Source organism: Pseudomonadota bacterium (genome assembly GCA_010028905.1).
Lineage (GTDB): Bacteria > Vulcanimicrobiota > Xenobia > RGZZ01 > RGZZ01 > RGZZ01.
This window is the reverse complement of sequence record RGZZ01000036.1, coordinates 1-20,650: the sequence shown is the minus strand read 5'-3', so window position 1 is coordinate 20,650 and position 20,650 is coordinate 1. Positions and strand designations below refer to the sequence as shown.

General features: G+C 66.7%; 14 protein-coding genes. 5 read left to right on the top strand and 9 right to left on the bottom strand.

What is annotated here, in order from left to right:
- A partial coding sequence (locus EB084_04720) for a hypothetical protein (GenBank protein ID NDD27552.1) occupies window positions 1–279 on the top strand: 279 nt, incomplete at its 5' end.
- On the opposite strand, the gene ligA is transcribed toward EB084_04720, so the two are convergent.
- The 5 genes from ligA to EB084_04695 all read right to left on the bottom strand — a co-directional run bounded on the left by ligA (window position 269) and on the right by EB084_04695 (window position 7,508).
- Complete coding sequence (ligA, locus tag EB084_04715; protein NDD27551.1) at window positions 269–2,317, bottom strand: NAD-dependent DNA ligase LigA; 2,049 nt, start codon at window positions 2,315–2,317, stop codon at window positions 269–271. The genes EB084_04720 and ligA overlap by 11 nt on opposite strands.
- Window positions 2,318–2,407: 90 nt before the next feature.
- Entirely contained in the window at window positions 2,408–3,148 is a 741-nt protein-coding gene (locus EB084_04710) for an FHA domain-containing protein (GenBank protein NDD27550.1), read from the bottom strand.
- Window positions 3,145–6,015: a serine/threonine protein kinase gene (locus EB084_04705; GenBank protein ID NDD27549.1), complete on the bottom strand. Its 2,871-nt coding sequence runs from the start codon at window positions 6,013–6,015 to the stop codon at window positions 3,145–3,147. The genes EB084_04710 and EB084_04705 overlap by 4 nt, the downstream gene beginning before the upstream one ends.
- A 4-nt stretch (window positions 6,016–6,019) precedes the next feature.
- The gene (locus EB084_04700; protein NDD27548.1) at window positions 6,020–7,030 is read right to left on the bottom strand and encodes a serine/threonine protein kinase; all 1,011 of its coding nucleotides are present in this window, start codon (window positions 7,028–7,030) and stop codon (window positions 6,020–6,022) included.
- Between the two features lie 7 nt (window positions 7,031–7,037).
- Window positions 7,038–7,508 carry a hypothetical protein gene (locus EB084_04695; GenBank protein ID NDD27547.1) on the bottom strand — a complete coding sequence of 157 codons (471 nt, stop codon included), beginning with the start codon at window positions 7,506–7,508 and terminating at the stop codon, window positions 7,038–7,040.
- A gap of 25 nt (window positions 7,509–7,533) precedes the next feature.
- On the opposite strand from EB084_04695, the gene EB084_04690 reads away from it, so the two are divergent.
- From EB084_04690 to EB084_04680, 3 genes are all read left to right on the top strand, one after another.
- The gene (locus EB084_04690; protein NDD27546.1) at window positions 7,534–10,164 is read left to right on the top strand and encodes an ATP-dependent DNA helicase PcrA; all 2,631 of its coding nucleotides are present in this window, start codon (window positions 7,534–7,536) and stop codon (window positions 10,162–10,164) included.
- Window positions 10,165–10,311: 147 nt separating this feature from the next.
- Window positions 10,312–12,015: a DUF2837 family protein gene (locus EB084_04685; GenBank protein NDD27545.1), complete on the top strand. Its 1,704-nt coding sequence runs from the start codon at window positions 10,312–10,314 to the stop codon at window positions 12,013–12,015.
- Between the two features lie 292 nt (window positions 12,016–12,307).
- The gene (locus tag EB084_04680) at window positions 12,308–12,868 is read left to right on the top strand and encodes a hypothetical protein (protein NDD27544.1); all 561 of its coding nucleotides are present in this window, start codon (window positions 12,308–12,310) and stop codon (window positions 12,866–12,868) included.
- 157 nt (window positions 12,869–13,025) lie between these two features.
- Here EB084_04680 and uvrC read toward each other — a convergent pair whose 3' ends face one another.
- The 4 genes from uvrC to csaB all read right to left on the bottom strand — a co-directional run bounded on the left by uvrC (window position 13,026) and on the right by csaB (window position 19,594).
- Window positions 13,026–15,128, bottom strand: coding sequence for an excinuclease ABC subunit UvrC (gene uvrC, locus EB084_04675; GenBank protein ID NDD27543.1), 2,103 nt, complete (start codon window positions 15,126–15,128; stop codon window positions 13,026–13,028).
- Window position 15,129: 1 nt separating this feature from the next.
- A complete protein-coding gene (locus EB084_04670; GenBank protein ID NDD27542.1) occupies window positions 15,130–16,512 on the bottom strand; it encodes a S41 family peptidase in 1,383 nt (460 codons plus the stop codon).
- A 102-nt stretch (window positions 16,513–16,614) separates the two neighbouring features.
- Entirely contained in the window at window positions 16,615–18,468 is a 1,854-nt protein-coding gene (locus EB084_04665; protein ID NDD27541.1) for a S41 family peptidase, read from the bottom strand.
- A complete protein-coding gene (gene csaB / locus EB084_04660) occupies window positions 18,344–19,594 on the bottom strand; it encodes a polysaccharide pyruvyl transferase CsaB (protein ID NDD27540.1) in 1,251 nt (416 codons plus the stop codon). Before csaB ends, EB084_04665 begins: the two co-directional genes overlap by 125 nt.
- 5 nt (window positions 19,595–19,599) lie before the next feature.
- Here csaB and EB084_04655 point away from each other — a divergent pair, with 5 nt between their 5' ends.
- Window positions 19,600–20,538, top strand: a complete 939-nt coding sequence (locus EB084_04655) for a hypothetical protein (protein ID NDD27539.1) — start codon at window positions 19,600–19,602, stop codon at window positions 20,536–20,538.
- Window positions 20,539–20,650: the final 112 nt, after the last annotated feature.

Genomic DNA, 20,650 nt, shown 5'->3' with positions numbered 1-20,650 from the left:
CTTGCGAAGCTTCGCAAGGGCGGGGCATCGCTTGACGCCGTCATCTGCATGCTCCACTACCCGCCCCTGCTCGCCGATCGGCGCGACACCGAGTTCACCCGCCTCCTCGAGAGCGAGGGCGCGACGCACTGCGTCTATGGCCACATGCACCTGAGCCATCGCCATCGGGTCTTCCGCGGCGATCAGAATGGGGTGCGCTACGAGGTCGTGTCGTGCGACTTCAACGACTTCGCTCCCCTGCTCGTGGCGGAAGCGGCCGCGGTTCCCCTCAGCTCCTGAAAGGCGCCACCATCTCGTCGAACTCCGCTTCGGAGATCACCGCAACACCGAGGCTGCGGGCCTTCTCGAGCTTCGAACCGGCACTCTCGCCCGCCACCACGCAGGTGGTCTTCGACGACACGCTTCCCGCGGCACGCCCCCCCAGGCGCTTGACCAACGCCTCGGCATCGTCACGAACCCATCGCTGCAGAGCACCCGTGAACACGAACGTCTTTCCGACAAAGGGCTTCTCCGCACCCGCCGCAGCCTGACGTAGCCCCTCTCGAGCGCCTTCGACGCCCGCCGCGCGCAGGCGATCGACCAGCGCGCGGTTCCTCGGCTCGGTGAAGAAGCGAGAGACGCTGCGCGCGATCTCCGGGCCGATCTCGTGCACCGTGCACAACGCCTCCTCAGAGGCATCGATGAGTGCGTCGATGCCTCCGAAGTGCTCGGCGAGCACCTCCGCAACGTGCTCACCCACGTGGCGGATGCCCAGGGCGAAGATGAAGCGATGCAGCGGCTGCGCCTTCGAAGCGTCGATGTTGCGCAGGATCTTCTCGGCCAGCACGGTGCCCACACGCTCGAGCCCGAGCAGCCCCGCCGCGTCGAGGGCATAGATGTCGGCCACGTCGCGCACCAGCCGTCGCTCCACCAGCTGGTCGACCAGCACATCTCCGAAGCCCTCGATGTCCATGGCGCGGCGCGAGGCGAAATGACGAACGGTCTCGCGAAGCTGCGCCGGGCAGTCGACATTGAGGCAGCGCGCCACAGCCTCTTCCGGAGGGCGATCGATCTGCCCGCCGCACACCGGACATGCGTCGGGCATGACGAACGGACGCTCCTCGCCGGTGCGACGCCCCTCCACAACCATCACCACTTCGGGGATGACCGCCCCCGCCTTGTGCACCACGACGATGTCGCCGATGCGGATGTCCTTGCGACGGATCTCGTCCTCGTTGTGAAGCGTGGCGCGGCTCACCACCGACCCGTCGATCTCCCGCGGTGAGAGCACCGCGACCGGTGTCAGCGCGCCGGTGCGCCCGACCGACACGATGATGTCCTCGACCTGGGTGGTGACCTCGGTTGCCGGCAGCTTGTAGGCGATGGCCCACCGCGGAGAGCGAGAGACTGCGCCCAGCTCACGCTGCTGCGCATACGAATCGACCTTCACCACGATGCCATCGATCTCGAAGGGCAGGTCGGCACGCTGCTCGTGCCATTGCGCGCAGAAGGTTATCACCGATTCGATGCCGCGACATCGCGTGAGATGGGTATCGACCGGGAAGCCGAGCTCGCGCAGCAGCGCCATTGCCTCTGCGTGACACGAGATCCCCGCAACCTCAGAGTCGAGGCCGTAGACAAAGACGTCGAGACGACGGCGGGCGGTGACGCGCGGATCGAGCTGGCGCAACGTTCCCGCCGCAGCGTTGCGGGGGTTGGCGAAGCGCGGGCGTCCGGCAGCGGCCTGCGACTCGTTCATCTGCTCGAAGGCCTTGCGGGTGTAGAGCACCTCGCCCCTCACCTGAAGGCGCTCGGGCGCAGGTCCCCAGCCGCGCGCGGCCAGCACCTCGCCCGCGTCGGCACGCAGGCGCAAGGGCAGGCTCCGCACGGTGCGCAGGTTGTGCGTGACGTCTTCCCCTCGCTCGCCGTCTCCTCGCGTGGCTCCCTGGACGAAGCCACCGCGCTCATAGGCCAGGCTCACCGCGAGACCGTCGAACTTCAGCTCGCACACATAATCGACCGAATCGACCACGAGCTTGCGCCGAACCCGATCATCGAACGCGCGCAGCTCGTCGGCATCGAATGCGTTCGCGAGGCTGAGCATGGGAACGGTGTGCTCGACCACCCGGAAGCCCTCGACCGGCTCACCGCCCACCCGTTGCGTGGGCGAGTCCGGCGTCACCAGATCGGGGGCGCTGGCCTCGAGCGCCTGCAGCGCGCGCATGAGCCGATCGTACTCCACATCGGCGATCTCGGGTCGGGCAAGGACGTAGTAGAGATAGTCGTGACGTCTGATCTCAGACCGCAGATCATCGATCTGCTGCTTCAGGGCTTCCACCGTGCAAACCTCGCTGTTCCATCGGGAGACGGCCGTCCGGCGCCCGCGCCGCGAGCCCCCCACGAGGCGCGGTCTCGCGCGGCCGCGTGGCTAGTCGTCGTTCTCCTCTTCCTCATCGTGATCGTACTCGCAGGTCTCGTCGAACGGCCGGACATCGTGCTCGGTCGCGGCCTTCTCCTCCGCGCGAGGCTCCTCGCCCTTTCGTGGCGGCCGTGAGACATCCCGGATCTCGGCGGTGGCGCGGAGATCGCGCGGCGCTTCTTCGCGAGGAGCCTCATCGACGCCTGCGAACGCGGCGCGGCTCGCGGCGCCCATGCGCACGAACACGAACTTCATCTCACCGACAGTGACGTGGTCGCCGTCGCTGAGGGTCTGCTCCTTCACGCGAACCCCGTTCACGAAGATGCCGTTGCGGCTCCCCAGGTCTTCGAGAAGCCCGCCCTCGGCAAGGCGACGCAGCTGGGCATGGCGGCGCGAGATGGATGCGTTGTTGAGCGTGATGTCCATCTCGACGCCCCGCCCCATGCGAATGCACTCCTTGTTCAACGGGAAGCCGGCCCCGATACCACTGGCCGGCTTGAGCCAGCCCCAGGTCTCCGTGCCCCGGATCACGGGCTCGCGAAAGACCGGTGCGCGCGGCGCGGCCGACGCGCTGCGCTCGACGAGGAAGTTGGCGACGACCTGCGATAAGAAGATGAAGGCGGCGACGACGGCGACGAAGACGATGGAGTCGAGCTGCAGCTGGGTATGCATCACCCCTCCAACCACCACGCCGATGGAGCCCCCGGCGATGAGGGCGGCAGAATGTACGAGTATGCGCCTGGCGATCACGGTTTCACCTCCCGCACGACGCTCACCGCGCCGCTCTTGAATGACAGCAGATACCAGACCGCGTCTGGACCTGCGATCTGACCGACCCGAGCGCCCCCAAAGGTATGCGGCGGGCTCTTCGCCTCCGAGACCGCCTGACGCGCGCTGTCGAGGGTGAGCGCCCCGTGCGCGTGCTCGAGGCGACGGAGCAGCCCGTCGAGCATCTCATAGCCCTGGGCCGCCGCGAACCCAGGCCCTTCTGTCACAGCGAACGTTCGTCGATAGGCCGCAGAGAACCGCCAGGCGTCGAGGTCGTCGCTGTCCGGTCGGTAGGGCGTGACCACCAGCAGCCGTCCCGCGCGAGCCAGCTCGACGGTCTGGGGCGTGTCGGAGCGCGGGCCGAGCCACTGCGGCCCGCTGACGACCGTCACGCCGCTCAGCGCCGCGCTTCCGCGCGAGACGAAGCGGTCGAGCGCTCGCGCGCTCCCCCTGAAGACGACCACACCGGGGTGGAAGGACGCCAGCGCCTCGGCGCCGCTGCCATCCGGCTTCAGCGCGAACACCTGGGTCTGAGGCACCACGCGTCTCACGGCCTGCTCGAACAGCGGATCTGCCCCCGTCGGCTCCCTCTCTCCCCTTGCCTCGGCCGAAGGCGCGGGAGCGGGTTGCGAGGTCGGGGAAGGCGTCGCCTCGACAGACGATGCGGGTGACGGAGACGCCGCAGCCAGGGGGGCAGGCGTGCTGCTGGCCAGCACGATGGCCAGGCGCTTCGGCTTGAGGGCGGCAATCGCAGCCACAAAAGCCCCCTCGGTCTCGCGCAGCGATGGTCCGCTGGCGTCTGGCCGGTCGACCGCTCCCGGCGCCCCTGTGACCGCGGTCATGCGCGCCTGGGCGAAGGCGTTGGCGAACGGCGCAAGCGATCGATCCGGGAGATCGATGAGCGATGCGATGGCCTTCTGCTGCTGCGCCGATTCAACCAGCCGCTCTGGACGCCCCGTCTCCACGATCACAGGATCGGCCAGCAGCGCGATGCGATACTGATGCACAACCTTCGGGTCGTCTGTGTCTGACTGGAACAGGCCTCCGCGCGCATTGGCGTCGCGCTGCGCCTGCGCCACCCCGCGCAGCCACTCGCGACCGTAGGCGTCATCGACGTAGATCGCTTGCACCACCAGGGTGGGCAGCCCGTCTGCAGACTGGACGCGCACCAGGGCATTGCTCTGGGCCACCAGGGCCAGGGCATCGCTCCTGTCGCTCTTGCGGCCCTTCTCGCTCTGCTCGAATGCGGCTTCGAGGTTTCCCTCGTCGAGGCTCTTGAGCGCCTGCTGCGCCAGAGATGGGGTGGGAGCAGCCGCCGGAGCTGCTGACGCGAGCGCCGTCGGCGACGATGAGGAACCGGTGTAGGGGCGAGAGAACGACGCCTCCAGTCGCCGGATCAGGGCGTCGAGAAGTCCGGGAGAGAGGCTGAAAACCGAGATCGCACCCACCAGCGTGGCCAGCAGCGCCAGCATGAACGCACGCCCCCTTCCGAGAGGCTTCCCAGCCGTCGGTGCGGGCATGGTGACCGTGGCCAGTCCCGAAGCCACGGGGGAGGGTGTGGCGCCCCCCCCTGCCGCAGACGCAGGCGCGACCGTTCCCGCGGAGGTCGCGGCCGTGGACGCGTCAGCCGGTGCTGGCGACGCCACACCGCGCGGAGGCGGCGCGCTCGATGCCGCGGGTGCGACGACCTGCGCGCCCGGAGAGGCCGTCTGTCGCCCCTGCGCGGAACCGGCCTGCGACGCGGGCGTCGATGCCGATTGGCGCGTTGGAGACGCCTGCGGCGCGTACGGGTTCGACGCGTTCGGTACTGTCGAGCTCCCTCCGAGCGCGGGTGGGCCGATGCGGGGGGGAACAGACTGCGCGCCACCTGCGGGGCGTGCCGGTGCCGCGGGAGAAGACACGCCACCTCCCGCGGGACGAGCCCCCGGCGCGCCGAGCGGCAGGGTCTGGAGCGGCTGGCTCTGCACCCCCAGGATGGCCTGCAGCGCGCGCTTCATGTCGAGCGCGTTCTTGAAGCGCGCCTGAGGATCGAGCTCGGTGGCACGCATCACGATGGCTTCGGTCGCCGGCGACACGGCGGGCGCCAGAGAGCGCACCATGGGAAGCTTGAAGGGCGTCTGGGTCTCAGACGGGTCGCGCCCCGTGAGCAGCTGATGCAGGGTGACCCCCAGCGCGTAGATGTCCGAGCGGCGATCGGTCTGGCCGCTGTACTGCTCCGGAGGAGCATAGCCGGGCGAGCCGATGCGCACCGTGTCCTTCTTCTTGAATGCGTCGAAGCGCCGGGCGATGCCGAAGTCGATGAGCCTCACCTGACCGCGGGAGATCATGATGTTCGAGGGCTTCAGATCGCGGAAGATGATGGGCGGCTTCTGGCTGTGCAGGTAGTAGAGAACCGTGGCGATCTCGATGGCCCAGGCCACGGCCTTCTGCTCTGGGAAGCCCTGCGGATTGCGCAGCAGCAGCTTGCCCAGGTCTTCGCCCTCGACGAACTCCATGACGGTGTAGTAGCGCATGTTCGCGCGGTCCCGGGGCCCATCGCCGGCCCCGGTGACGAGCGTGCCGTTCACGTCGAGCACGAACTGCTCGAGCACGCGCGGCAGGTTCTTGTGGCGCAGCTGCTGCAGTATCTGGGCCTCGCGCAGGAAGAGCGACACCGCGTTCTCCTGATCCTTGCGATCCCGGTAGGACACCGTCATCTCCTTGAGCACCCAGCGCCCCGCGTCCGGGCTGCCCGCCGGCGCGCTGCAATCGCACAGGTAGATGGCACTCATGCCACCCTCGCCGATCTGACGGACGACCGAGTAGCGATAGCGGCTGCTGCTGATCGATTGGCCCGGGTTCAGTCTCATCTGCTCACGGCCTGAAGAAGTAGTAGTAGATTGCGAGCAGCGCTCCGCTCATCAGGCTGACGAGCACCGCCACCAGTATCCAATGCCAGATCGAACCGTCGAAGGACTCCTCCTCATCTTCAGTCGGGGTGCGCACCTGCCAGCCGTCTCTCGCCAATCCCCGAGAGGCGCGGGTCTTCGGCGACTCCTTCGGGGCGCGCGAAGCAGACTGGAGATGCTTCTTCAGCTCGGCCAGGGACGCGTGGCGATCGCGCGGGTCGTTCTCGGTTGCCCTGTGCACGAGATCTTCCACCGCGCCGCTGATGTTGGGATTGACCTCCTCGATGGGGTCGAGGGCAAAGGGGGACAGCGCGGGGTTGCGACGGGTCAGCATGTGGTAGAGGATGGCCCCCGTGCTGTAGACCAGGGACCGCTGATCGAAGGTCCCGCTCTCCGAGAACTGCTCGGGAGAGGCGTAGTCGAGAGAACCCATGCGCATCAGGGCCTCGCTGTCCTGCGAGCTGAACGCGCGCGCCAGCCCGAGGTCGAGGAGCTTCACCTGCCCGTTCTTGCAGATGATGATGTTCTTGGCCGTCAGCTCGCGGAAGAAGATGGCCGGCACCTTCCGCCCGAGCAGGTACGAGACAGCGTCGACGATCTGGAGAACGGCAGCGATGGCCTCGCGCTCGGTCAGGGGCATGACGCGGGTCGAGAGAAGCTGATCGAGATCGGTTCCGTGCACGAACTCCCGGACGATGTAGAGGTTGTTCCCCTCAGCGAAGTAATCGACAACCTTCGCCAGCGAGGGGTGCTCGATCTGCGAGAGACGCTGCGCCTCGGTGAGAAAGTCGCCCATGACCCGGTTGCGCTCATACGGGTCGACGCTGTACACCGGCATGACGCGAACGGCCCAGACCCGGTCGCGGAGGTGCTGGTCTTCCACGAGGTAGATCTCGGCGTGACGGGACTGGTGCAGCAGCTGGGTGATGCGGTAGCGCGCACGAAGAACCGTTCCGGTGACGATGGAGGGAGACACGAAGGGCTCAGCCGTCCTCGGTGAAGAGACGACCGCCGAACCGCGCCTTGATGCGGTCGTCGTGATCGTTGGCAGTGGTCGCCACCATGCCGACCGCAGTCACCAGCTCATCTTCATCGAGGTAGTCACCGAGCAGGTTGTGGAGGAGCCAGACGGTTCGCTCGCGCTCGTCATAGGCGAAGTGACCGAAGGTCAGGTGGAAGCTCTCGGTGGCCAGCCAGCGCGTGAGCGCCGCCGAAGGAGGGACGTCGACGTTCGTGATCGAGAAGATGCGCACGATGGAGCGGTCGTCGACCCAGGTGCGCGGGCAGATGAACACGCGCGCCGAATCGCACGTCACGTGGTAGTCTCCGTCAGCGTCACACGACCACCCGCCGAGCCGCTGCTCGAGCCAGGCCTCGATCTGCTCGCGCAGCACAAGCGATGACCGCCCGTCTTTCGTGAGCCCGTGCCCGTTGCTGCCACATGCTTCTGCCACGCTGTAGAGGTTCGGACTGGCGTCGATGAGTCCCTCCCCCGCGCGCGCGACGGTCGTGCGCTGCGCGTCGCGCGCTGCCCGCAGGGACGCGCGCCGTCGCAGGCGGGTCGGCCTGGCGGAAGGGCCTGCCGGGGCACGAGACGACCGCGCCCGACATCGAACAGGAAGCGCCGCGGCAGGCGCCGAAAGCGCGCGCCGCCCGCAACCGAAGCCTTTCATCCCCCCCATCGGAGGACATCTCTTGAGTCTGCTCGACACCCTCAACCCACAACAGCGAGAAGCGGTCACCACCACAGAAGGCCCCCTCCTCGTATTCGCCGGCGCAGGCAGCGGAAAGACCCGCGTGCTGACCTATCGCATCGCCCATCTCCTCGACCAGGGTCTCGCCTCGCCCAACGAGCTCCTCGTCGTCACCTTCACCAACAAGGCCGCAGCCGAGGTGCGCGAGCGCGTGGCCTCTCTGGTAGGCCCGCAGCGCTTTCCCTACCTCGGAACCTTCCACGGCTGCTGCCTGCGCATGCTGCGCACCGAGCACGAGGCCGTCGGCCTGCCGTCGGCCTTCTCCATCTACGACACCGGTGATTCCACCACGGTCGTCAAGGAAGCCCTCAAGGAGCTGTCCATCCCGGAAGAGCGACTCGCCCCCAAGCGCGCCCGCAGCATCATCTCCAACGCCAAGAACGGCCTCATCGACGCCGACACGTTCGCCCGCAAGGAGGCCAACACCCCAGAGCTCGAGATCGCCGCGCGGGTCTACAAGATCTACGAGCGCGTGCTCCGCGAGAACGGCGCCCTCGACTTCGACGACCTGCTGGTGCGCGCGGTGCGCATGCTCACCGATCATCCGGCGCTGCTCGAGAAGTACCGCGATCGCTTCCGCTACATCCTGGTCGACGAGTATCAAGACGTGAACCAGGCCCAGTACATCCTCCTGCAGAAGCTCGCCAGCAAGCACCGCAACATCTGCGTGGTGGGCGATGACGACCAGAGCATCTACGGCTTCCGCGGGGCCGACGTCTCCCTCATCCTTCGCTTCGAGCGCGACTTCCCGGACGCAAAGGTGGTCAAGCTCGAGCAGAACTACCGCTCGACCCAGGCCGTGCTCGACGTGGCAAACGCGGTGGTGTCGAACAACCCCAACCGCAGCCCGAAGAAGATGTGGACCACCAACGACAAGGGCGTGCCGCCGCGGCTCTACGAAGCCAGCGAAGGCCGCGCCGAGGCGTGCTTCATCGTGCGCAAGATCCGCGATCTCGTGCGCAACGGCGAGGCGACCCACGGCGACATCGCCGTCTTGTACCGCACCAACGCACAGTCGCGCACCGTAGAAGAGACGCTCAAGGGAGCGGCCATCCCCTACCAGGTAGTGGGTGGGCAGCGCTTCTGGGATCGCAAGGAGATCCGCGATCTGGTGGCCTACCTGCGCGTGGTGGTCAACCCGGACGACGAGCTGAGCCTGCGGCGCATCGTGAATGTGCCCCCGCGCAGCCTCGGCACCGTGACGGTGGCAAAGCTCGACGCCCACGCCGAGCGACAAGGCCTCAAGCTGTACGACGCCCTGCGCGAAGCCGAGCGCGCGGGCGACATCGGCGCCAAGGCCATCGCGGCGCTGAGCGAGCTCACCAAGCTCTTCGAGGATCTGAAGGCCCGTTCCGAGACGATGAAGGTCACCGACATCATCGACAAGATCATCCGCACCGTCGACTACAAGGCGTTCATCGCACCCGACCGCACGCCCGAGTCGACCAGCCGCCTCGAGAACATCGACGAGCTCGTGAACACCGCGGCCCAGTTCGAGCGCGAGACCGAGCAGACCGGTGAGCCGGCCACGCTGGCCGCATTCCTCAACCGGGTATCGCTCTCGAGCGACCTCGACGATCTCGACGAGAAGGGCGGCGCGGTGAGCCTGCTCACCCTGCACGCGGCCAAGGGCCTCGAGTTCCCCGTGGTCTTCCTGGTCGGCATGGAGGAAGGCTTCATGCCGCATGCGCGGGTGTTCGACTTCCCCGACGAGATCGAGGAAGAGCGCCGTCTCGCGTATGTGGGCCTCACCCGCGCCGAGAAGCACCTGTTCCTCTGCCTGGCGCGACAGCGCGACGTCTTCGGGCAGGAGCAGCCGCGCATGAAGTCGCGCTTCATCGAAGAGATCCCGCCCCATCTCATCGAGATCGAGCCGTCGGATGACGCGTGGTACGAAGATCCCCCGGCGCGCCGCTACGGTGGTGGAGACAGCGGCTGGGATCGTGGCGGCTCGTCGTGGAACCGCAGCGGCTCGTCGTGGGAGCGTGAAGGGTCATCGTGGGAACGGGGCGCCGGCGGCGCGTCGGGCACGCGTTCGACCTCCGGTCGCGGCGCAGCCACGTCGCGCTCCACGGCAGGGTCGCGTGCCACGACCTCGCGCAGCACCACGAGCCGCGCATCGTCACCGGTGCGATCGGTGCCGGTGAAGAACGTGCAGCCGCGAGAGCGCCTGTCTACGCCCATGCCCGTCGACCGCGTCGCGCAGGTGTGCCTGTACAGCGTGGGCGACCGCGTCGTGCACAAGGTCTTCGGCGAGGGCGAGGTGCTCAAGGTCGACGGCAAGACGGTCTCCGCCAGCTTCCCGGGGTACGGTGAGAAGACGGTCGTCGAGTCGTTCCTGTCGCGACCGAAGTAGCCGATCACGCAGCGCGTCCTGCCCTCGTCCAGGCCGGTTGCCGGAGGAGGGCGGTGCGCGCCACGGGGCATCATCCGCGGCCGGACGTCTGCACGACGCGCCGGCCGCGGGCGTTCTGCGAAGGCATACAGGAATCGTACCGCGGAGATGGAAGAAAATTCAGTCTCCATGACCCTTTCGCTCCTGCTTCACGACCCTCGCCTCCTCTTCATCGTCGTGCTCTCGGGCGCGGTGTCGATGCTCACCACGCTCAACGTGGCCGCGCGACCCGCCGCGGTGCAGACCGGACGCGTGGCCCTGGCGTTCACCATCTCGTCGCTGTTCTTCATGTGCACGCGCTTCGCGAACCTGTTCTACGCGCCGCTGCTGGGGCGCTATGTGGGGCTTGCGGTGAAGCAGAAGGACATCGACCCCACGGCCCTCTCGACGCTCTATGCCCAGATACAGTGGATCGTGGTGGGCGCCGCCATCGGCGCGTTCGTGGCCTGGATGCTGCTGCCCACCTTCGTGCAGCTCTACAAGAACGGCATCGCATCGATGGAATACCGTCACTCGATGCTGGCTGTGCTGCTGCGTCTCACCCGACCCTCCGGGATTCGCACGCTCTTCCGATCGTTTCGCCCCCCGAGCCTGCTCGGCGTGCGGCTGTTCAAGCTCGACGGGGTGCCGGTCGACTTCTTGATCGTGAACGCCGTGGCCACCGCCATCTGGACGGTGGGCTTTCTGTGCGCCATCATGGCCTCGGCGCTCAACACCGAGTACCAGCAGACCTCGCTGCTGCTGAGCGGATTGGTGAACGCCTTCGCCGCCATCGCGTTCTCGGTGTGGGTCGACCCGAAGGCGGCCCTCATCACCGATCAGGCCATCCACGGCGAGCGTCCAGAGGCGCACGTGCGCATCACCGCGGTGCATCTGTCGGCCGGCAACTTCGTGGGGGCCTGCCTCGGGCTTGCCGTGCTCTGGCCGGGGACCTGCCTCATCCTCGATGCGGCCTCACGCATCGGAAAGGGCTCGAACGCGCTGTCGCTGTCAACGGTGGTGATGCTCAACGTCTTCGTGACGCTGCTCGCGTCGACCACGGTGGCGTCGCGCGTGTCGGCGGTGGTGACGAAGCGGGTGGCCACCGCCCTGGCGGTGTACAACCTCTTCTTTCTCGCGACGCGCCTGGCCACCCAGATCTACGCCCCCTTCGTGGCCTCGCTGGCCGACAACGTGCGCCGCCAGCACCTGCCCGTCGAGAGCCTGCTGCCGTCGTTCCGCTGGATCGTTGCGGGGGCCTCCATCGGCTCCGCGGCCGCCTTCCTGCTGCTGCCCACATTCGTCGAGATCTACAACGCGGCCATCGGCGCCCTCGAGCGTCTGGGCTCCATCCCTCGGCTGTTCGGCGCCCTGCTCACCCCCCGCGCCTGGTTCGCGGTGCTGCGATGCCTGCGCCCGCCGTCGCTCGTGGGCGTACGGCTCGCAGACCTCAATCAGATTCCACGCGCCTTCGTGTACGGCAACCTCTTCGTGGTGAGCGTCTACACCATCGGCCTCATGGCCGCCATCTACGCGGGGGCCTGCCTCAGCGCCGGCAGCGCCGAAGAGCAGGAGCTCGCCCGCGCCGCCACGCTGCTGTCATCGGTGGTGAACGGCGTGGCCACCATCATGGTGAGCGTCATCGTCGACCCCACATCGGCGTTCATCACCGACCAGTGCGTGAAGGGAGACCGCCCCGAGCGCCACATCTACATCATGGCGGTGTTCCTGCTCGCCAGCACGCTGGCCGGAACCGTGCTGTCGCAGGCCTTCTTCCTGCCCGCCACGTCGGTCATCATCGGAGGGGCCAGAATCCTCAAGCTGGTGTTCTGAGACGGGCGGATCAAGCGCGAGCGCGTCGAATCCAGAAGGCACGAGCGATGATCCCAGGTTCTGGGATCAAACCGTGTCGTGATCCCAGAACCTGGGATCAAACCGTGTCGTGATCCCAGAACCTGGGATCAAACCGTGTCGTGATCCCAGAACCTGGGATCAAACCGTGTCATGATCCCAGAACCTGGGATCAAACCGTGTCATGATCCCAGAACCTGGGATCAAACCGTGTCGTGATCCCAGAACCTGGGATCAAACCGTGTCGTGACGACAAGACAGGAGCCCAACGCGCATGCTTGACCCTTCCTCGTCGCCTTCGCCACTGATGCGAGAACCCGAGACACGCTGGTGTGCAGATCTCCGTCTCGCGCGCAACCTCAGAGGCCTTTTCGTCTTGTTGATCCTCTCCCTTCTCACGACAGTCGCTGCCCTCCCCGCCCGTGCGCAGGACGACGACCTCATCGTCCCCGGAGAGCGCATCAGCTGGATGCACGTGGGAGGGGAATGGGAGCCCGTCGAGCAGGCCTTCGGGTCGCACCCCCGCAAGGAGGTGCGAGTCCCCGACAAGGGATACGTGGTGTACACCTACACCAACGATGGATTCCAGTTCTACATCGATCGCCGAAACACCATGACCGCCATCATCCTGCGCGACTTCACGCTGCGCGGACAAGGCACGCGCTATCACACGGCGGGTGGCATCACCCTCGGCAGCACGCGCAGCCAGGTCATCAGCGAGCTCGGCACCCCCCTCGAGAACGGCCACTTCATGCGCTTCAACAATGGCATCATCGTCGAGATGAACGGTGACCGCGTCACCGCCATCGAGGTCTTGCCGTCGGCAGCGAAGTAAGGCTGGTTCGGGTCCGTCTCTCACCGAACAGACTGAAACAGGCTCGTAAAGACATATGTGCGAGCGCTGTTCGGAAAGAGGCAACCGAACAGAGGTCGAGCGACGCCGCTCAACCCGCCGCTCAACCCGCCGCTCAACCCGCCGCCCAACCCGCCGCTCAGCTATCCACGCGCGGCGCGTGCAGCACCTCGTAGATGGCGGCGGCCAGGCGCGCGCCGACGCCCGGCACGCGCTCGATGGCCTCCACGGGGGCGTCCATCAGCGCCCCCAGCGAGCCGAAGTGCTTGAGCAGCTCGCGCTTGCGCTTCTTGCCGATGCCATCGACCAGATCGAGCATCGAGCGCGACACCTTCTTGCCGCGCAGCTCGCGGTGGAACGTGATGGCGAAGCGATGGCTCTCGTCGCGCACGCGGCGCAGCAGCAGCAGCGCGGGGGCGTTGAGATCGAGACGCACTTCGCGAAAGCGACCCTCGCCATCACCAGGGAGGATGATGATCTCCTCCTGCTTGGCCAGGCCGCACACGGGCACGTGCTGCAGGCCCTGCTCGGCGAGCACGCGCATGGCCACGCCCAGCTGCCCCTTGCCCCCGTCGACCATGAGCAGATCGGGGAGATGGGGAAACTTGCGCTCGTCGCCCCGACCGCTCAAGCGACGGGTGAGCACCTCGCCCATCATGCGGAAGTCGTCCGGCGTGTCTTCGCTGCGGATCTTGAAGCGCCGGTAGTCTGACTTGCGCGACTGCCCCCGCTCGAACACCACCATCGACGCCACGGGGTTCTTGCCCTGGATGTTCGAGATGTCGAAGCACTCGATGCGCCACGGCGGCCGCGGCAGGTCGAGGGCCTGTTGCAGCTCGTCGAGGGCGTTCTGGGCCATCTGATCCTGCGTGTGGCTCGACTGACGCCACTCATTGAGGTGACGCTCGGCATTGCGCACCGCCAGCTCGAGCAGCTCGCGGCGCGTGCCACGCCGAGGCACGTGCAGGCGCACGCGGGTGCGCCGCTCCCCTGCCCGTCGACGAGGCTCGGCCTCGACGAGCAGCGCCCGCTCAGCGCGCTCGGCCATGGCGCGATCGGCCTTCGACATGCGCGTTCGCAGATCGGTGAGCCACTGCTCGAGCAGCTCGGCGTCTTCGATGGGCTCGGGCACGAGCACGTCCGGCGGAATGAACCGCCCCTCGCCGTAGTACTGGGTGAGAAACGAGCGCACCGTCGAGCGCCCCTTGCCCTCGCTCTCGCCTTCTGCCCCCGCGAGCGAGGCCGAGGAGTCGTCGTCACCCTCGTCGAGCCGCGGGGCCAGGGCGTCGTCGGCCACCCCGAGCTGGGCCTCGAGCACGAAGTGCTGCTCGTCGACCAGCTTGCCTTCGCGCACCTGCAGCACGGTCACGCAGGCTACCCCATCGCGTTGCACCAGGCCGAGCACGTCGAGATCGTCGGTGCCCTCAGAGATGACCTTCTGACGCTCGGTGACCTGCTCGACCGCGAGAATGATGTTGCGCAACCGAATGCAGCGCTCGAACTCGAGCGCCTCTGAGGCCACCTCCATCTGTCGGCGCAGCGAGCGCAGCAGCGCGTCGACGTGCCCCTCGAGGAACTGGCACGCCGCAAGCACGCTGGCGCGATACTCATCTTCACCGATGAAGCGGGTGCACGGCGCGGTGCACTGCTGGATGTGGTAGTCGAGGCACGGGCGATCAAGGGGCTTCTCAAGGGGCAACGAGCAGGTGCGCACGCGAAAAGCGCGGGCCAGCACCTTCATGGTCTTGCGCAGCGCCTGCGCATTCGAGTACGGCCCGAAGAAGCGGCTGCGCCGTCCGCTCGGCCGCCGCACCAGGCGCAGACGCGGCCAGGTCTCGCCCAGGGTCACCTCGAGCATGGGGTAGCGCTTGTCGTCGCGCATCTTCACATTGAAGACCGGCCGATGCTTCTTGATGAGGTTCGACTCGAGCATGAGCGCTTCCATCTCAGAGTCGGTGCTGATGGTGTCGAAATCGGCCACCTTCGAGACCATGGTGCGGGTGCGCACGTGCATGTCGCGCGACGACTGGAAGTACGACCGGACGCGGGCACGCAAACTGGTGGCCTTGCCGACGTAGATCACCCGTCCCTGGGCGTCTTTCATCAGGTAGACCCCCGGATGCGGGGCCAGCAGCGCAAGCTTCTCTTCGATGCGCCGCGCAACGACCTCATCTGTGGCTTCTCCCGACAAGAAAGCGGGCGGCCCCAGGCCGCCCGTGAGACGTTCTGGCGCGTCAGCCATGTCAGTGACCGGCCGTCTTGCCCTTCAGGAACTTCTCGGCCGCCTGCAGCTGCGTGTCGCCCGTGGCCTGCCCCACCTTGGCGGCGTCCATCTTCACCTCGATGTCGGGCTTGATGCCCTTCTTGTTGATGTTGCGCCCCGCGGGCGTGAGGTAGTGGGCGATGGTGAACTTCAGCGAACCGCCATCCGGCAGATCTTGAAGCGTCTGCACCGTGCCCTTGCCAAACGACTTGGTGCCGATGAGCGTGGCCACGTGGGTGTCTTGCAGCGCGCCCGCCGTGATCTCAGAGGCGCTCGCCGAGAACCCGTTGATGAGCACCACCATGGGCACGTTCTTGTGGTTGCTCCCGCTCGAGCGGTTGGTCTCGGTGTCGCGCTTGCGGCCCACCACCGACACCACCACCTGTCCCCGCGGCAGGAACTGGCTGCAGGTCTGCTGCGCGGCGTTGATGTAGCCGCCGCCGTTGTTGCGAACGTCGAGGATGAGGCCCTTCATGCCCTTGCCCTCGAGGGCGGTGAGGGCCTGCTCGACCTCTTCTCCGGTATCTTCGCCGAAGAAGCGCAGGCGGATGTAGCCGATCTGGTTGGGGAGCATCTTACCCGTGGCGCTCTTCACGTGGATGAGGCTGCGGGTCATGGTGACGTTGTGGGTCGGCCCCTTCCCCTTGGGCTGGATCTCGAGCACCACGGGCGTGCCCACCGGACCACGAATGCGATTGGCCGCCACCTCGAGGTCGATGCCCTTGGTGGAGACCTTGTTGATGTTGAGGATCCAGTCTCCCGGGCGAAGACCCGCCTTGGCGGCCGGCGTATCGTCGATGGGCTCGACCACCATGAGCTGGTTCTTGTGATGGCGGTCAAGCTCGATGTAGATGCCCACCCCACCGAAGTTGCCGCCGCTCATCGACTCCTTGAGATGCTTGAACTCCTTCGGCTCGAGCGCCACCGAGTAGGGATCCTTGAGCCCGAACATAAGCCCCTTCAGCGCATAGTAGAGCAGCTTCTGCTCGTTCACCTTGCCCTTGTTGTCTGCTGAGATCTTCTGCATGTAGCCGACGAGCGTCTCGAGGTTGGCGTCGGCCGACGGGCTCGTGGGAAACTTGTCGAGTGCCGGGAACGAGAGCTTCTGCTCCTTGAGGTAGACCTTCACGCCCTGTCCCGCGGACTTGAGCAGGGCGTTGAAGTCCGGCTTCTCGACGTACTGGTCCTTGAGCAGGTAGAGGGCCCGCTGGATGTACTTGAAGTTGGCGCCATTGCCCTGGGCCACCTCGAGTGCCGGATGCGCCAGCGAATACGGCGCGAGCACCGTGGCGCCGAGCAGCATGACGGCGACGGTGAGCATGGCCAGCAGCAGGCGGTTTCCGATCTTGTGACTGTCTCGCATGGATGGGGCTCCTACCTTCTCTCTCGTGGCGCGCTCACGGTGCGTGTGCGCCGAACATACCTGCGCCGAGCAGGGGGGTGTTCCCTTCCTGCCCGTGCCTGGCTACTTCTGGAAGTAGTCGAGCTGGAACCAGACGGTTCGCTTCTCTCCCGATTTCACCGAACGAAGATCGACCACGTCGAAGTACCGACCGTCATCGTTGACCAGCGTCTGGTTCACGATGCGCCAGCCCCCCCCGTCTGTCGCGCGCAGGCCATCGATGTAGTCGAACTCCTGCTGCGAGCTGACCACCCGAACGGCGTCCTTGTGCGCAGCCGATAGCGACGTGCTGTCAGTGCCCGCGCTCGGGCTCTTCGGGGCCATGGTCAGCAGCTTGACAGCGGCCTGCAGCGTGGCGTCCTGATCGGCAGCCACCTCCTTCACGCTCTGCGGAACGGTGATGTCTGGGGCAATCCCCTTCTTGTGGATGTCCTGACCCGAAGGCGTGTGGTAGTGGGCAGTGGTGATCTTCACCGCCGAACCATCCGGCAGGGGAAAGATCTTCTGGACGCTCCCCTTTCCAAAGGTCTTCTCGCCCATGAGCTGACCCGCCTTGAGATCCTTCACCGCCCCCGCCGTGATCTCGGAGGCGCTGGCGCTGTACTTGTTCACCAGGATGACCACGGGAAGCAGGGGGCGCAGATTGGGCCGCGAGTTGTAGACGATCTCGGGAGCACCCCGCTCGGCAACCGATACCACGCGACTTCCGGTGGGGAGGAAGTGGCTCGACACGTCGAGCGCGGCCGTGATGTAGCCGCCGCCGTTGTTTCGCAGATCGAGGATGTAGCCCTTCACCCCGGCTTTGTCGAACGCGCGGAACGCCTCCTCCATCTCGTCGTTGGCATTGTCGCCGAAGACCCGCAGCTTCACGTAGCCCACACCGCTGGGAAGCACCTTGAACGACAGGGTCTTCACGTGGATCTGGGCGCGGGTGAGAGAGACCTTGAACGGCTGCTCAACCCCCCCGCGCTTGATGGTGAGGGTGACCGACGAACCGATGGGGCCGCGCAGAAGACGCGTGGCTTCCTCGAGCGCCATGCCGCTCGTGCCCTTGCCGTCGATCTCGGTGATGACGTCGCGCGCCTTGAGACCCGCCAGGGTGGCGGGGGTGCCCTCCATGGGCTCGACGATGGTGAGGGCCTTCCCGTTCTTCTCGTCAGACTCGACGTAGATGCCGAGCCCTCCGAAGTTCCCGCCGTTGAGCTGACCCATGAGGCCCTTGTACTCCTCGGGGTCGAGAAAGACCGTGTAGGGGTCATCGAGGGTGTCGAGCATCCCACGGATGGCGGCGTAGGCAAGCTGATGCTGATCGATGCCCGGCGCCTCCTTCAAGACCGTCTGCCACGCCTGGCGCAGATGAACGAGGTCCTCGACCTTCGTGTCGATGGCGCGGCGCGCCCGCAGATACCCACGTTTCTTGAGGTAGTCGCGCATGCCCGTTGCAGCTCCGGTCATGAGCCTGGACTGGGAGACCTCCTCGCGAAACTCGTTGCGCACGAGAAGCGAGATGCGCGAGAGCATCGACACCCCGTCGTAGGTCGCGTTCACAGCTGCGGCCTGCGCTGCTCTGGCGTGCGCGAAACGAACCGTGCCACACAGCATCACGCCCAGCACGGCGGTCAGGGCCAGACAACGAACCAGGGCTCTCTTCATCGATTCTCCCTCCATCGAAGCGAAGCGCGCGGCGCGCCTCGCGCAGATCTCACGAACAAGACGCTGCAGCACCCGGAAGGGCGGGGGCGCCTCGAGCAACGCGCCACTGCCCCAGCGACCGGACTGTGACGTGACCCGCTCAAGAATTGTTTCCCTGTCGAGAAGCGCCACCAACGCCCAGGAGGCCGGCAAGCAGGCGGGCGGTCTCACGCGACTGGTCGACGAGCGGGGGAACCAGGCGGCGCAGCCGCTCACGATGGGCATCAGCCGTGGAGACCAGGGCGCGGGACACCTCGATCAGGCGCTCCGCCGACACATCTTCGAGCGAGATCACCGGCGCCTCGACACGCCTGAGAAAGCTCGACACCTTCGGATCGTAGGCCACGCCGGCCACGGGAACGAGCTGCGCGCCCCCGAAGATGAGGGCGTGGAGGCGCATGCCGATCACGGAGTGGAGCCGGCCCACCACCCCCATGAGCTCGGTGGGCCCGTACTCCCGCCGCGGCACAACCGCGCCGCTGCCGATGCCTCGCGCCACCTCGGTGCAGACCTCACGGTCCTGGGAGTCTTGAAAGGGCATCACGAGCACCGCGTACCCCTGTGACACCAGATCCTTGCCCAGCGCCACAAAGGCCTCGCGGGTTCGGGCCTCGTCAGACCAGGGGCGCAGGGAGAGCCCCACGGTGCGCGACGGATCGGCGATCTCCTCGGCCGCCAGGATCTCGTTCACACGAGCAGGCGTCGCGGGTTCGAGCGCAATGACGGGATCGGCGGTGATGACGACCCGAGGCCCCTTGACCCCGATCTCATCGAGGAGCGCGCGCGACTCTTCGTCGCGCACGGTGATGAGCTGGACGCGGCTGGCGATGCGCCGCGTGAGATCGCGCCCCTTGGCCGTGCGGACCGGTCCGATGCCCTGTGCGTAGAACATCACGGGGCGTCGCAGCTTGCGTGCCATCGACACCACCCCGAGATAGTAGATGACGGTCTGCACTCCGGTGCTGTCTTGAATGAGGCCACCCCCGCCGCTCAGCAGCAGGTGCGATGACCAGAGCTCTTTCAAGATGGCCAGCGGGTTCTTGCCCGGAATCGCCCGAACCCCGAAATCGCGTCGTGTCCGCTCGGGGTTTCCGCTCAGCACGCAGAAGTCAGCGTCGGGGACCTCACGGGTCACGGCCTGGAGGATGGCCCCCAGAATGGCCTCGTCTCCCGCGTTGCCATAGCCATAGTATCCTGAGATGAGAATCTTGCGCCGAGCCATCGGCCCATGGTACCCTGTCGCGGGCGCGAACTCCTCCGCACCGTGGCACGTGCCGCTGCAGGAAGAGGGATGGCCGCGGGGGCGACGAACCCCGCAAGGCCCCATCGTCACTGTCATCTGGAGGAACACCTGTCGTGCGGATCTCCCGTGCTGTCTCCCGACTCTTCCTGGCCCTCGCCTGCGCAGCCGTGCTGATGCCGATTCCCCCTCCCCGTCCGGCCGCGGCCCAGGGCAGCGGCATCCGGCTCTCGGTGAACAAGACGAAGGTCGAGCCGGGAGATTCCTACACCCTAACCTGGATGGAGTCGGGCGCGGTGCAGGCCGTGTCAGAGTTCGTCATCGAAGAGGACGCCGACCCCCAGTTCCGTGACAAGGAGAACTACTCTCGCTACGTCGTGCGCTCACACTCGAAGGGGTTCGAGAACGGCACCGCGTTCAGCCACACCGTGCGCTACTACCGCATCCGCGCCCGCGCCTGGGTGCGCACCGCCGACGAGCAGCAGGTCGAGGATGAGGTGGTCTCCAACACGGTGCGGGTCAACCTGCTCGGAACCGACAAGAACCTGCCGCCTGGGCTCAGTGACGACGGAGACGAACCGGTCAAGAAGCCGGGCAAAGACAAAGGCAAAGACAAAGACAAAGAAAAGAACAAGGACGACTTCCCCGCCATGGGGCGACCCGATATCGTCGTCACCCGCATTCGCACCGAACCGGAATCGGTTGTCGCAGGCAAGCCCTTCCGCGTGCACGTGACGGTGCGCAACGCGGGCGTGGTGCCCGCCCCCGCCGGACAGGTCAAGATCGATGTGGCGGGTCGCCAGTTCATCGGCGAGCACGAATCGATGCGCCCCGGATTCTACCTCGACGTGACCTCGCCCATGGTCATGGCAGAAAAGCCGGGCTCCGCCGAGATCCGCGCGGTCGCCGATCCCTTCGAGCGTGTCGATGAATCGCGTGAGGACAACAACAGCCGCACCATCACCGTGACGGTGGGCGAGGCGCCGGGCAAGGGGGCCTCGCCGTCTCCCGCGCCGTCCTCATCGCCTGGCGGCGACGCCAAGGGCGGACGCTGAGCCCGCTGGAGAATGGCGCCACGCGACAGTGAGAGAGCATCTCGCTCTGGCAGGCGCACCCGTCGCGCAACCGCGGCGGGTGAGGCTGGCGCCCGAGGTCTGGCGCGCGCCG

Excerpts from the sequence above, each read along its gene's own strand:
- EB084_04690 (NDD27546.1), top strand. The coding sequence starts at position 7,534 with ATGAGTCCCTCCCCCGCGCGCGCGACGGTCGTGCGCTGCGCGTCGCGC.
- EB084_04665 (NDD27541.1), bottom strand. The coding sequence starts at position 18,468 with ATGCCCATCGTGAGCGGCTGCGCCGCCTGGTTCCCCCGCTCGTCGACC.
- EB084_04685 (NDD27545.1), top strand. The coding sequence starts at position 10,312 with ATGGAAGAAAATTCAGTCTCCATGACCCTTTCGCTCCTGCTTCACGAC.
- EB084_04670 (NDD27542.1), bottom strand. The coding sequence starts at position 16,512 with ATGCGAGACAGTCACAAGATCGGAAACCGCCTGCTGCTGGCCATGCTC.
- EB084_04705 (NDD27549.1), bottom strand. The coding sequence starts at position 6,015 with ATGAGACTGAACCCGGGCCAATCGATCAGCAGCAGCCGCTATCGCTAC.
- EB084_04680 (NDD27544.1), top strand. The coding sequence starts at position 12,308 with ATGCTTGACCCTTCCTCGTCGCCTTCGCCACTGATGCGAGAACCCGAG.
- uvrC (NDD27543.1), bottom strand. The coding sequence starts at position 15,128 with ATGGCTGACGCGCCAGAACGTCTCACGGGCGGCCTGGGGCCGCCCGCT.